Below are 14,104 nucleotides of genomic sequence, written 5' to 3'. Positions count from 1 at the left end.
TTGAACTTTTACTGATGGTTAATTGCCTTTACTTTTATTTACAAGCCTTTTTTAGTACGCCACGCGTTAGGGATTGAACGGCTTGTTTGAGCGCCTTGACAAAGGAAAGTGCGAGTAGTGAAAGCCCAACCCTACGGGTAACGCCTTAAATTATTGGGAGGTTTATTACATAAAGAAATTCCATACTACACCGAAACGGATTATGAAATCGCGATATGGATAGTTTGGTGCTGAATAATAATTGTAACCTGTAAAGGATGAATTGAAGTGTTCGGTTTTAAAGAATATACGGGCTTGACGTATTTTTGCATTTAAAAAGAAATCTATTAACGGGAAATTACCGTATTGTGTTTCGTTTTGTACGTAAAATTCTGCTAGCAATGGGTTATAGGCGTTCATATAATACTTTGTAAAGTAGTTTACAGTAAAGCCTGTTTGTAAATAGAGTGCTTTTTTAAATAAATGATTGGAGTAATATAAGGTATTTCTGGTGTTTAGTTCTGGTACGTTTAATGTATTATTGGGATCTTGAACGTTTTGATACATTATAGTATTGTTTAAGGCGAATTTGCCAAATGTTATTTCGTTTTCGAGTTTTGCTCTTAAGTATGTTATTGTAGATTGGTTTTGAAATGGACTTACTTGCAGACTTGTTTCGTTTTCTTTAAAATATACGTAATCGGTTATTGTTGAATAATCGACTGTTAGATTTAGCAATTTTTTATATTTAGCGTTGAATGATAACTGCTGTGTTTGTATATTACTAAAGCTATTTTGCCAATTGTACTCTATATAATCGCTTTGATGCAAGAGCATATTGTAATTTGGTACTTGTGAACTGTGATTTATTGATGCAGTGGCTGCTATGTCTTCTCTTAACTTAAATGATGCCGAGGCGTTTATGTAATTACCATCGAAATCTCCTGCGAAGTTTAATCCTGCTTCGCCGTTTAAATTGAAACCTTTGTATCGTTTATGGTACTTTGCTCCTGCTGCGTAGATGTTGCCTTTTAAACGGTTTGTTATTGTTTCTCCTTCGTATACTATTATTTTATTGTACCCGTAATTATAATTGTTATTACTTACATTAAATTGCAAGTCTCCTATTATATTATTACTATAGTTTACTTGTAATTGATTGTAAAAATTCTCGATAGTTGCGCGCTCTTGTAATGTGCTTGATACGAATGCTTCTCCAAAATAATCTGTATCTGCGGTTGTTTGATCGAATTGATAGTATTTATCTTCGAAAGACATAATGTGCGCAAAAGTTAATTGGTTTAATGCTAAAGAGTCGGTTTGATTTATTAGTTTATAATCGTGTTCTAGATGAAAACGTTTTGCTTTTAGAAACCCTTCGGCATTTTCGAAATTAACCTCGAATATGGAACGATCTAGAAATTCAGGGTCTCCGCTTTCAAATTCATCTATATTATCGTCTACTATACCTCCGTTTTCTTCGTTTAAAAAATCTTGCATGGTAATATGGCCTCGCATATTGTAACGCTTGTTTTTTGTTTGGTAGTTTGTAGTAAATGTAAAGTTACCTGTACTTGTTAAAATATGTTGATATTTACCTAATGAGCGTAATCCTTTATATCTTACAGAAAAATTAAATTGCGGTGTTGTGTTTATTGTAAAAAAAGAGTCGGCTAACTGACCTTGTTCGAAAGCTGTTTTATAAAACAGTTCGGTAAGAGGTGTTGGTACTCTGTAATAATTTACATCTTCTATTTCTGTATAATTAAAATGTTTTGCTCTTGCACCAAAACCAGGCATTAAATTTGTGTTTTGAAAATTATAGGTTAAACTATTGTAAGTTTGCCCTATATTAGAAAAACGTAGCAACCCAAAATTGTCTTTTCTTAAATAATTAAATTTGTATTCCTTTTGTATGGTTAAAGTGGTATCTACAAAAGTTGTATCTCTGTTATGGGAAATTATAAGATAGTCTTGTATTTTGGCTTTCTCATTTTTATCTCCACTTTTTTCTTTACTGTTTTTATTTGACCTTGACAACAAAGAATCTTGTGCATTATTTTTTGTTTCCTCTGTAGTTCTTTGAAATGAACTTTTATCTAGCTTTGTTTGGGCACTTAAGCTTACAAAAAATAATAAAAATAATAAAGTGGTAACTAATTTATTCATAAACGAGAATTTCGGAAGCAAAAGTAAATATTTGAACGCAAAGTGAACACAATTATTTTAAATATTGAATGCGCGACTAAAACTTTAAACAAAAATTAAGATTTTATTGCATTAATTAAGTTTATAGATATTTTAGCGATATGTTATTAAAAAAATATTCGAAATATAAAACTGAATGTGGAACTGACGAAGCTGGACGCGGATGTTTAGCTGGACCTGTTACAGCTGCGGCCGTAATTTTACCAGACGGTTTTAAAAACACCATTTTAACAGATTCGAAACAACTAAGTGAAAAGAAACGTAATATTTTAAAACCTATTATTGAAAAAAAGGCCTTGCATTTTGGAGTTTTCCATATTTTCCAGGAAGAAATAGACCAAATTAATATTTTAAATGCTTCTATTCTTGCGATGCACAAAGCCATTGACCAACTTAAAACTACTCCGGAATTTATAATTGTTGATGGTAACCGATTTAAGCCTTACAAAAATATTCCTGCCGAAACTATTATTAAAGGTGATGGAAAATATTTAAGCATTGCTGCTGCATCTGTTCTAGCTAAAACTTATCGTGATTTATATATGGACAAAATCCATGAAGAATTCCCGATGTATAATTGGAAAAAAAATAAAGGCTACCCAACTAAAGAGCACCGAGAGGCTATCAAAAAATATGGTATTACCAAATACCACAGAAAATCGTTTAGATTATTACCTGAACAATTTAAGTTAGATTTATAAGTTTTTATATTTGTAAAAATTCATTCATTTATATGAGATTTCTTTTTATACTCCTACTTTCATTTATTTGCCTTAGTTGCACCTACTCTAAAAATAACCGAAAAGATCTTGCCGAGTATGTTCCAGAAAATGCGTTAGCAGTTATAAAGTCTTCAAATTTAGATGGCTTGAAAAACAGTATTAAAAACAACAGTTTTTTATTTGAAGTGTCAAAAAGTTTTAACTACTTGTCTTTAGAAGAAAAATTAGAAAACATTAATTATTTAAACCCTAAAGGGGAAGTTTTAATTTGCTTGTTTAAAGATGAAAATGATAGCTTACAATATTCGTTAATCACTAAATTTAATTCAGAGATATTTAAATCAGACTCATTACCAAATTACACTGAAGAAACCTTAACTTTCAAAACCAAATCCATTACCAAGTCTAAAATAAAAAACAATATTTCCTACAGCGCATTAATTGACAGTACTTTTTATATATCATCATCTCAAAAAGCGGTTGAAAAAGCTTTTTTAAAAAACAGCTATAAAATACCTAATGCTTATAATTCTTTAGATAAAGATTCTCCTTTTTCTGTTTATTTAAACAGCAATTATTTAAATAATGAAACTGTGTTTTTTGCAGATTCTTTAAGTTTAAAAAATTTTAGTTCTTACTACGCCACAGATATCGATGTTACACAAGATGCTATTTTAATTAACGGAATTACAACAGTAAAGGACTCGACAAAAAGCTTAATTAATGTTTTTAAAAACACAATTCCTCAAGAAAATCAAATTAAAAACATTGCCCCGTCTAATTGCGATGGCTTTTTAAGCTTAACTTTTGATAGCTTCAACACATTTAATGAAAACTTAAAAAAGCACAAACAAACTGACACTTTACAGATTACCACCCTTTTTCAAGATGTTATTGAAGTTGGTGTTATATATGAGGATAATAACCGCTCCATAGTTTTAAACTCTACAGATGTAATTGCTACTGGTGATGCTCTTATTAGTTCTAGAAATAAAAAAAATGAATTTCGTGAAGTTGAAATTTACGAGTTTAACACGCCTCAAATTTTCGAAAACACATTTTCGCCATTTATCTTAACTAAAAACACAACTCTGTATTGTATTTTAGACAACTTTTTTGTTTTCTCAAATAATATAGAAACTCTACAAAACATTATAGCTAGTTACCAAAATAAAACAACACTAGCAACAACTACATATTATAAGTATACAGAAGCTAAATTAAGTAAAGCCTCATCATTATTACAAATAGTTAATGCAACTTCTTTAAAATCTATCTTAAATAAAAATGAAAACGATGCTACCAACTTTAATCTAAATAAATATGAAGCTAATGGTCTTCAGTTTGTTTACGATAATAATTTTGCACACCTGCACGCTGTTATTCAAAAACAGAAAAACAAAGTTCAGGAAAATTCAATTACCGAACTATTAAACATAAAATTAGATAAAGCAATTTTAACACAACCGCAATTTGTAAAAAACCATATAACCAATCAAAAAGAAATTATAGTACAAGATATAAACAACAATCTGTATTTAATATCTAACAAAGGAAAAATCCTTTGGAAAAAAACACTTAAAGGACCAATTTTAGGTAAAGTTGAACAAATTGACATTTATAAAAACGGAAGATTACAACTTACTTTTAGTACACCCAACCGCATTTATGTTATTGATAGAAATGGAAATGATGTTGGACCGTTTCCTTTAAAGTTTAATGATGATATTACCCAACCTTTATCTGTATTTGATTACGACAAAAAGAAAGACTATCGTTTATTAGTTACCCAAGGTAAAAACATTTTAATGTACAACACCCAAGGAAAAATAGTAAACGGTTTTAATTTCACAAAAGCTAACGATAATATAATTGCACAACCTAAACATTTTAGAATTGGTCGAAAAGATTATATTGCCTTTAAAACAAAAAATAAACTTTATATTTTAGATCGCCGTGGAAAAACAAGAGTTACTCCTAAGGTTCAAGAAACCTATTCCAACAACTCATTATATCTATATAAAAACAATTTTACAACCACAACAACCTCTGGCAATTTATACAGCGTAGATGCTAAAGGCAATGTTACAGAGCAGCCTTTAAACTTAAACGAAAATCATTTTATTGATGCAAGCAGCAAAACTCTAGTTACTTTAAGCGAAAACCTTTTAACTATAAAAAATAAAACTACCGAGTTAGATTTTGGAGAATATACAACATGCAAATTCTTTTATTTAAATGATAAAATTTACATTTCTGTAACAGATTTGCAAGCTCATAAAATTTATCTTTTTGATAGCCAATCAAAACTATTAAAAAACTTTCCTGTATATGGAAATTCTAGTATTGATTTAGATAATATAGACTCTAATAAAAATTTAGAATTTGTAACTAAAGGGGAAAGCAACTCAATTATAGTATATCAATTAAATTAATATTTATTTTCACAACTCTTTTCTATTTAAGTTCTAATTTCTATATTTAGCTATGTAAATTTATACACTCTAAAAACGTAGTATTTTTTATATGAAAACCCTATATAATACTTCAATTACAACAAAACATTTAAAAATATAATAGTTAGGAAGTAAAATTTTTAAGTCCTCGAATCTTTTTTGAGCGCCAAAGTTATTATACTTTGGCGTTCTTTTTTATAAAAATTTAAACTATATTTAATAGTATTGCATTTTAAAAAAAGCTACTAATGATTTCACGTAAAAACGCCTCTATTTCAAAATTTATAATCCATAAAGTTGGTAATAAGTTTAACGATACAAAAAATGCCTTTTCGGATAAATTAGTAGATTTTGATGAAGCTAGTTACGATTTAATGCTTCCGTTTTTACTTCGCCCGTTTGGTACCGTTGTACAAAGTTATCGCTTTAGCCATCATGCAAGTATTGCACTAAACGAAATTAACAGTTATAGTAACCAAATTTTTAATGATGATGATGCTTTTATTGAAACATCTAAACACATTGTAACACATTTATACGAACAATCTAATTCTGCAAATATTAAAACAGGCGACGTTATTGTAGTAGAATTTGAAGGTATAGAGTTTAGAGATATTACAACAAACGCTATTGGTATTTTTAAAATTGAAAATAAAATTAATTTCTTTCAAACCTATCTTGAAAACAATAGCTATGATGTTTTAGTGCAAAAAGGTATCAGTTCAAAAAAAGTAGATAAAGGTTGTTTAATTTTAAATCAAAAAGATGAAGAAGGCCCCATTGTTTTTAGTATCGATAATAATAATTATGATGCTCAGTACTGGATAAACCACTTCTTAAATATTAAATATGCAGACGATGCTAATAACCACACACAACAATACATTGAATTGTGTAAGGACTTTGCAGACGAGATAATTAACACAAGCTACGGTAAAAAAGAACAAAACACCTTTTTAGCTAAAACTATAGACTTTTTTAAAGAACACGAAACCGTAAATATAGAAGAGTTTAAAGAAGAATTATTTGAAGAAGATAAACACAAACGCGAATTCGATAATTACAAAAAAACATTTGAAGACGAGCAAAATATAGTAATGCGAAATAGATTTGATGTAGCTGAAGCTGTTGTTACCAAAGAAAAACGAAAGATTAAAACAGATATAAAGCTAGACACCAATATACAAATTAAACTAGATATCGATGCGCCAGATGCATCCACCGAATATTTAGAACGCGGTTACGACGACGAGAAAAAAATGCATTATTATAAAGTTTTCTTTAACGCAGAAAACTAAAATCTTTAAGGCATTACTTTCACCTGGTTTTAAACCAATAGTTTAATATTAGCATACGAGTTTTTTAAAGCTTTTGTTATTTGCTTATCATTAAGCCACTCAACCTTTGTAATACCTTCATTTTCTTGTGCCTGCAATTTACCACTATAATCCGTTTTCATTTTAAACCAATACGTAACCTTAATTTTATATTTACCGTTACGCTTAAAAATATGATAAGTGGTATCTAAAGGCTTAATAATTTTTAAACCTTTAACACCTGTCTCCTCTTCTACCTCACGAATTGCACTTAACTCTATACTTTCATTTTTTTCCTTTTTGCCTTTAGGTAAATCCCATTTACCATTTCTAAAAATAAAAAGTACTTCTTTCTTATCGTTATAAACCTTTCCGCCACCAGCAACCACATTGGGTAATTTTTTTAAGAACCGTTTTAAAAGTTTAGCTTCGTTTTTATGATATAGCTTAACACCTTTTAAGTCTGGGTTGTTTTGTAATTTTTTAATTACCTTTTTAATCTTTACAGTTCTTAGTCTGTAGTTTTTAAACCCAGAAACTTTTTCTTTATCGCTAGTTATAATTATTGGTTTATCTCCAACAAAAGCTTTATACATATTGCCGCTTATTAATATATTTGGTAAGGTAAAAGTATTATTTTTTAATTACAACCATGTTGAAAAAAATAATTTTTATCGACAATTATCTGTAAGATAAATTTAATTTTATGTGTAATTTTACCGACATGATTTTTAACAAAGACACCGCCAAAAAAACGGCCGAAGTTTTATTGCAAGTTAAAGCCATAAAACTTAGTCCAAAAGAGCCTTTTACATGGGCTTCAGGATGGAAATCGCCAATTTATTGCGATAACCGAATTATTTTATCATTTCCAACTATTAGAAATTATGTACGCGAAACCATGGCAAAACATATTGAAGAGCAATATGGAAAACCCGACGCCATTGCTGGAGTTGCTACAGGAGCCATAGGTATTGGTATGCTAGTTGCCGAATATTTAGGCTTGCCATTTATTTACGTTCGTCCAGATGCCAAAGGCCATGGACGTAAAAACCAAATTGAAGGTTTTATAGAAAGCGGCCAAAATGTAGTTGTAGTTGAAGATTTAATAAGTACAGGAAAAAGTAGTTTAAATGCCGTTAAGGCCTTACGCGATGCAGGCATTAATGTAAAAGGCATGGTAGCCATATTTACCTACGGCTTTAGTGTGGCTGCAGAAAACTTTAAAAACGAAAACGTATTTTTACGCACACTTGGCAATTATGAAACTTTACTAGAAAAAGCTCTAGAAACCAATTACATTACAGAAAAAGAATTAAAAACATTATCAGATTGGAATGCCAACCCAAGTGATTGGAACGCTATTTGATTGTTAACAAATCAAATTATAAAAAAACATAAAATAACAACAAAACATTATGAACTTAGAATCACCAAAGGTTAACGTTTCAAAATCGCCAGAAGCCGTATTCAACTTTTTATCAGATATTAAAAATTTTGAAACTTTAATGCCCGATAATATTAGTAAATTTGAAGTTTTAGGCGACGATAAATTTTTGTTTGCCCTTAAAGGAATGCCTGAAATTGTTTTAAAAAAGAAAGAAGTTATTCCGCCAAATAAAATTGTTTTAGGAGCTGCAGGAGGCAAACTAGACTTCTCTCTAGTTGGAAACATTATTAAAGTTGATGAAAACAATAGCGAAGTACAACTACAATTTAGTGGAGATTTTAACCCAATGATGGCAATGATGATAAAAAGCCCGATAAGCAAATTTTTAGAAACTTTAGCCACAAATATGCCTAAAGCTGTTTAATATAATAAGGTAATTTCTTTTAAATCGAATTTTTTTAAAACTTCGTCTTCAAGCATTACCAATATTTTACCATATTTGGTTACTCCTTTTATAAAACCAGAAAATAATTCACCTTCAATATTTTTAAATGTTGAAGGTTTATTTTTTCTAAACAAATAAGATTCATAATTATTTTTTACAACGTCAAATTCTTCATCTTGCAACATTTTAGCATAACACTTTATATTTTCAATTATATTATTTAAAATTTCATCTAAATTATAATGAACACCTGTAATGCTTTTTAAAGAACTTGCCTTAGATAAACCCGCAAAATTTAATTGATTAACATTTAAACCTACACCAATAATAGTAGAGTTCATTCTATGTTTTATGACATTTTCAATTAAAATTCCACAAATTTTTTGATTAGCTGACAAAATGTCGTTTGGCCATTTAATAGATAAACCAGGAATATTTAAAGCTTTAAGCGTATCTAAAATAGCTAAAGAAACCGCCATACTAATATAAAACGGATATGTTACATTATAACTACTTAAATCCTTAAACACACTAAACATAAGGTTTTTACCAGCTTCCGAGTTCCAAACACTTCCCATTTGCCCTCTGCCATGAGTTTGGTTTTTAGTAACCACAACCGTATAATCGTCAACTATTTGCTTTGATACCAAGTCCTTTAAAAAAGAATTTGTTGAATCGATGGCATTAAGTTTGATAATAGTCATAGCACGGTTATTAATTTACCTAAAAAATCTTAATAGTTTTTAAACTGTAAAGAACTAAAAAAATAATAACTTTGCATAAATTAAATATATTTAATGGCGAAAGAAAAAATAAGCGCAGACCAACTAATATCTGTAATAATAAGTGGTATTGAAGATGTAAAAGGTAAAGAAATTAACCTTCTAGATTTAAGAGATATTGAAAATACCGTTTGCGATTACTTTATAATTTGTGAAGGAACCTCTAACACTCAAGTAAACGCTATAGTTAACTCCATTCAAAAAAAAGTAAGCAAGGAATTAAAAGACAACCCATGGCACACCGAAGGTGTAGACAATGCCGAATGGGTTTTAATTGATTATGTAAATGTTGTAGTACACGTGTTCCAAAAACATGTTCGCGAATTTTATGACATTGAAAGCCTTTGGGGCGATGCTAAAACAACAATTATAGAAACTAGTTACTAAAAAACAGAAATGACAAACGACAATAATAACTCCAAAGACAAAAAGCCGAAGTTTAGCCCATACTGGATTTATGGCATATTAATAGCACTTTTTATAGGATATCAAGTAATTAGTGGTTCTAACTACCAAAACGAACAAACAATTACACCTTCTGAATTTTTTAAATATGTTGAAGATGGCGATGTTGATAAAGTTGTAGTAGTTAACCGTAAAATAGCAACTGTTTACTTAACTAAAGAAGCAGAATCTAAGGATATTCATAAAAACTCGATTCCTCAAACCTTTTTACCAACGGCTAATAAACTGCCAAATTATAAATTTGAAGTTGGTAATTTAGAAAATTTTGAAGATGACTTAAAAGCCATAAATAAATATAACATATATAGCTTAAAAACTGATGAAAATTACTGGGGCGATTTCCTAATTGGTATTCTACCTTTTATATTATTAATTGGTGTGTGGTTTTTTATTATGCGCAGAATGTCTGGTGGTGCAGCTGGTGGTGCTGGTGGTCAAATTTTTAACATTGGCAAATCAAAAGCTAAACTTTTTGACCAAAACACAAAAGTTAAAACTACTTTTAAAGATGTAGCAGGTTTAGAGGGCGCAAAAGAAGAAGTTCAAGAAATAGTAGACTTTTTAAAATACCCTGAAAAATACACTACATTAGGTGGTAAAATACCAAAAGGCGCATTATTAGTTGGCCCCCCAGGAACTGGTAAAACTTTATTAGCAAAAGCTGTGGCAGGAGAAGCCAAAGTACCTTTTTTCTCTTTATCTGGCTCAGATTTCGTAGAAATGTTTGTAGGTGTTGGTGCTTCTCGTGTTAGAGATTTATTTAAGCAAGCAAAAGAAAAATCTCCTTCAATAATTTTTATTGATGAAATTGATGCTATTGGTCGTGCCAGAGGGAAAAATGCAATGTCTGGTAGTAACGACGAGCGCGAAAACACGCTAAACCAATTACTAACAGAAATGGATGGTTTTGGTACTAATACAAACGTAATTGTTTTAGCAGCAACTAACCGTGCAGATATTTTAGATAAAGCTCTAATGCGTGCAGGACGTTTTGATAGACAAATTTATGTTGATTTACCAGACGTTCGTGAACGTAAAGAAATTTTTGAAGTTCATTTACGCCCTCTAAAAAAAGCAGAAGGCTTAGATCTTGATTTCTTATCTAAACAAACACCTGGCTTTTCTGGTGCAGATATAGCCAACGTTTGTAACGAAGCCGCTTTAATTGCTGCCAGAAATGGTAAGAAAGCAGTAGATAAACAAGATTTTCTTGATGCAGTAGATAGAATTATTGGTGGTTTAGAAAAGAAAAACAAAATAATTACACCAAGCGAAAAACGTGCTGTTGCTTTTCACGAAGCTGGTCATGCTGTTGTTAGTTGGATGCTAGAGCACGCTGCTCCATTAGTAAAAGTAACTATTGTACCACGTGGCCGCTCTCTTGGAGCTGCTTGGTATTTGCCAGAAGAACGCTTAATTGTTCGCCCAGAACAAATGCTAGACGAAATGTGTGCTGCTCTTGGTGGTCGCGCAGCCGAAAAAGTGATTTTTGATAAAATTTCTACAGGAGCTTTAAGTGATTTAGAAAAAGTTACCAAACAAGCTCGTGCCATGGTTACTGTTTATGGGTTAAGCGACAAAGTAGGAAACTTAACATATTACGATTCTTCTGGACAAAGCGAGTATGGCTTCTCTAAACCTTACAGCGAGCAAACTGCAGAATTAATAGATAAAGAAATTTCTGAAATTATAGAAAAACAATACGAACGCGCTGTAAACTTATTAGAAGAGCACAAAGATAAACTCACAGAACTTGCTGAAGTATTATTAGAAAAAGAAGTTATTTTTAAAGACAATCTAGAAAAAATATTTGGTAAAAGAGCTTTTGAAAAAGAGGAACCTATTGCTAATAACACACTAGATATTACAGATAAAAAACAAGAATAATAATTTATTCTAAAGGTTTTTGTAAAAATCTTAAATTAGCGACACCGTTAATTTAAGATTTTTTATATTTGGGCAATACCAAAGGAATTCAGATTAATAGCAAATCCACTAAATGAGTTTTTTTAAAAAGTTTTTTGGCTCGAAACCAAATTCGTCAGAAGAAGAAATTAAATCTGACGATAGAGGGAAATATATGCCTGAAATTAAACTACCAATAGATGAAAAGTTTACTATTAACTTTAAAGCAAATGGCGGTAAATTTTTATATTGTGAAAACTTAATAGAAATTTTTGAAAACTTTGAAAACATTATTCTTGAAAACTCTTGGGAGAATGACAAGGCGTTAGTTTTAGATAAAAACCTAGATAAAAAATTTAAAAACACAAGCCTTAAGTCTACATTAAAAATATCTGAAGCCACCTATTTTTTAACCACTTGCGAAAATTTAATTGCTAATGATGGCTCTTTATTAATATCATCTAAACAAATTTTTGAGAAAAAACTACATGAATTACCATTTAATGTAATAGTTTTTGCCACAACCAGCCAATTAGCCGAAAATATTGGTGAAGGATTACGTGGTATAAAAAGCAAGAATAGAGAAAGCATACCAACAAATATTACTACAATTAAAAACTTTAAATCTGAAGAAGAAGACAAAAACTTTTTAAGTTATGGTAGTAGTTCAAAAAATTTATATCTTCTTTTATTAGAAGACCTATAGTAAATGAAAGAAATTATAATCCGTTCGCTTTCTGGCTTACTATATGTTGCCTTGCTAATATTTTGTTTACAGTTCGAGCATTTATTAATCGCTTTGTTTTTTATATTTGGCTTGGTTAGCTTAAATGAATTTAAAAAATTAATCCGTTTTAAAGGATACATTCCTTATATAATTTTTACTATAATTTATGGAGCCTTTGGTTATTGGCACACAATTTTAAATACCGGCCTTGGTTTAAATGAAGCTATTAAAATACTTTTAGTTGTTTCAATTTTTATAAATCTATTCTTAATCCAAGATTTATTTTCATTTAAACGCATTCCGCTATTTTTTAGTAAGCGGTATTTATTAACCACATTTTATTTATCGAGTGCTTTTGTATTTTTAGTATTAATTGCTAATTATTTTAGTAATTATAATTCTAACATTTTATTAGGCTGCTTTATATTAGTTTGGAGCAACGATACTTTCGCTTTTTTAGTTGGCAAAAATTTTGGAAAACAAAAATTATTCGAAAAAATTTCACCAAAAAAAACTGTAGAAGGATTTATAGGAGGTTTATTTTTCTCGTGTATAATTAGTTATTTTATTGCTAAATTTACAGAAACTTTAGGCTCTACCAACTGGTTAATTTTAAGTGTAATAATTAGTGTTTTTGGCACATTTGGCGACCTAATAGAATCAAAATTTAAAAGACAGGCCAAGGTAAAAGATAGCGGTACCATTATGCCAGGTCATGGTGGTTTGCTAGACCGACTAGACAGCATTATATTTGCCGCTCCATTTATATATTTATTTTTAAGAATAATACGATATGTTTCATAAAGAAGGTTATAAAATAATTTTAGTAACATTTATAGCTGTTATTGCAGCTGCTTTACTTGTTGATACTTTTATAACAATAAACTGGTTAAGAATTTTATTACTAATTACCATAGTAGTTTTTCTAATTTTAATTTTACAATTTTTTAGGAACCCAAAACGAAATACTGTTTTAAACGAAAATCAGGTTTTATCGCCTGTTGATGGTAAAGTTGTGGTTATTGAAGAAGTTTTTGAAAAAGAATATTTTAAAGAAAAACGCCTACAAGTTAGTGTATTTATGTCTCCAATAAATGTACACGTTACCCGCTATCCCATAAGCGGTAAAGTTGTTTTTAGCAAATATCATCCTGGTAAATATTTAGTAGCATGGCACCCTAAAGCTAGTGAAGAAAATGAACGTACTACCGTAGTTGTGGAAAACAAAACTTATGGAAAAGTATTACACAGGCAAATTGCTGGTGCTTTAGCTAAACGTATTGTAAACTATGCTAAGATTAATGATGACGCCATACAAGGAAGTGATTCTGGCTTTATAAAATTTGGATCGCGTGTAGATTTATTTTTACCATTAGACACTAATATTAAAGTAGAACTTAACCAAAAAGTTCGAGGTGGAGAAAGTATAATAGCAGAGCTTAATGAATAAAAGAAACTTAGATAAAGCCTTTATTGAAGCTGTTGAGCGTGTTAACGCACATAGCGAACCATTTCCTGCTGATACACTACTTAAGCTTTATGCCTATTATAAAAAAGCAACTAACGATTATGGTAAGCCAAGAAGCCGTAAACCTATAATAAATGCATTTAAAACAAATGCCTTATTTCAAGTACAAAATATAACTCAAGATAAGGCAAAACAAATGTATATAGATTTGGTAAATAACTATTTTTTATATCGTAAATAG

Annotated in this window: 14 protein-coding genes; 11 read left to right on the top strand and 3 right to left on the bottom strand. The window is 30.0% G+C overall.

The genetic code is table 11. The features are described from left to right. Nucleotides 1-165: 165 nt before the first annotated feature. Nucleotides 166-2,148: a putative porin gene (locus LG649_RS15385; protein ID WP_226544712.1), complete on the bottom strand. Its 1,983-nt coding sequence runs from the start codon at nt 2,146-2,148 to the stop codon at nt 166-168. Nucleotides 2,149-2,288: 140 nt separating this feature from the next. Between LG649_RS15385 and LG649_RS15380 the strand changes: the two genes are divergently transcribed. The 3 genes from LG649_RS15380 to LG649_RS15370 all read left to right on the top strand — a co-directional run bounded on the left by LG649_RS15380 (nt 2,289) and on the right by LG649_RS15370 (nt 6,663). Next, nucleotides 2,289-2,888, top strand: coding sequence for a ribonuclease HII (locus LG649_RS15380; RefSeq protein WP_226544711.1), 600 nt, complete (start codon nt 2,289-2,291; stop codon nt 2,886-2,888). A 32-nt stretch (nt 2,889-2,920) separates the two neighbouring features. Further along, nucleotides 2,921-5,344 carry a ribonuclease HII gene (locus LG649_RS15375; protein ID WP_226544710.1) on the top strand — a complete coding sequence of 808 codons (2,424 nt, stop codon included), beginning with the start codon at nt 2,921-2,923 and terminating at the stop codon, nt 5,342-5,344. Between the two features lie 269 nt (nt 5,345-5,613). Continuing rightward, on the top strand, nt 5,614-6,663 hold the full coding sequence (locus tag LG649_RS15370; RefSeq protein ID WP_226544709.1) for a nucleoid-associated protein: 1,050 nt from the start codon (nt 5,614-5,616) through the stop codon (nt 6,661-6,663). A gap of 29 nt (nt 6,664-6,692) precedes the next feature. Here the strand turns inward: LG649_RS15370 and LG649_RS15365 are convergent, their stop codons facing one another. After that, nucleotides 6,693-7,277, bottom strand: a complete 585-nt coding sequence (locus LG649_RS15365; RefSeq protein ID WP_226544708.1) for an NUDIX hydrolase — start codon at nt 7,275-7,277, stop codon at nt 6,693-6,695. Nucleotides 7,278-7,405: 128 nt separating this feature from the next. On the opposite strand from LG649_RS15365, the gene pyrE reads away from it, so the two are divergent. Both pyrE and LG649_RS15355 read left to right on the top strand, forming a co-directional pair. Further along, nucleotides 7,406-8,050, top strand: a complete 645-nt coding sequence (gene pyrE, locus LG649_RS15360; protein ID WP_226544713.1) for an orotate phosphoribosyltransferase — start codon at nt 7,406-7,408, stop codon at nt 8,048-8,050. 49 nt (nt 8,051-8,099) lie between these two features. Then, nucleotides 8,100-8,495, top strand: a complete 396-nt coding sequence (locus LG649_RS15355) for an SRPBCC family protein (RefSeq protein ID WP_226544707.1) — start codon at nt 8,100-8,102, stop codon at nt 8,493-8,495. Here LG649_RS15355 and LG649_RS15350 read toward each other — a convergent pair. Continuing rightward, complete coding sequence (locus LG649_RS15350) at nt 8,492-9,220, bottom strand: biotin--[acetyl-CoA-carboxylase] ligase (protein WP_226544706.1); 729 nt, start codon at nt 9,218-9,220, stop codon at nt 8,492-8,494. The genes LG649_RS15355 and LG649_RS15350 overlap by 4 nt on opposite strands. Before the next feature lie 93 nt (nt 9,221-9,313). Between LG649_RS15350 and rsfS the strand changes: the two genes are divergently transcribed. The 6 genes from rsfS (at nt 9,314) to LG649_RS15320 (ending at nt 14,104) form a co-directional block, all read left to right on the top strand. Then, entirely contained in the window at nt 9,314-9,685 is a 372-nt protein-coding gene (gene rsfS, locus LG649_RS15345; protein ID WP_226544705.1) for a ribosome silencing factor, read from the top strand. Nucleotides 9,686-9,694: 9 nt separating this feature from the next. After that, entirely contained in the window at nt 9,695-11,650 is a 1,956-nt protein-coding gene (ftsH, locus tag LG649_RS15340) for an ATP-dependent zinc metalloprotease FtsH (RefSeq protein ID WP_226544704.1), read from the top strand. Between the two features lie 112 nt (nt 11,651-11,762). Beyond that, on the top strand, nt 11,763-12,374 hold the full coding sequence (locus tag LG649_RS15335; protein WP_226544703.1) for an LUD domain-containing protein: 612 nt from the start codon (nt 11,763-11,765) through the stop codon (nt 12,372-12,374). A 3-nt stretch (nt 12,375-12,377) separates the two neighbouring features. After that, entirely contained in the window at nt 12,378-13,199 is an 822-nt protein-coding gene (locus LG649_RS15330; RefSeq protein ID WP_226544702.1) for a phosphatidate cytidylyltransferase, read from the top strand. Beyond that, on the top strand, nt 13,189-13,845 hold the full coding sequence (locus tag LG649_RS15325; protein WP_226544701.1) for a phosphatidylserine decarboxylase family protein: 657 nt from the start codon (nt 13,189-13,191) through the stop codon (nt 13,843-13,845). Before LG649_RS15330 ends, LG649_RS15325 begins: the two co-directional genes overlap by 11 nt. Continuing rightward, entirely contained in the window at nt 13,838-14,104 is a 267-nt protein-coding gene (locus LG649_RS15320; protein WP_226544700.1) for an acyl-CoA-binding protein, read from the top strand. The genes LG649_RS15325 and LG649_RS15320 overlap by 8 nt, the downstream gene beginning before the upstream one ends.

Source organism: Neotamlana laminarinivorans, from assembly GCF_020523925.1.
In the GTDB taxonomy this organism is placed as follows: domain Bacteria; phylum Bacteroidota; class Bacteroidia; order Flavobacteriales; family Flavobacteriaceae; genus Neotamlana; species Neotamlana laminarinivorans.
Note: the sequence above shows the minus strand (reverse complement) of the source record. Positions and strands in the feature narration are given on the sequence as shown.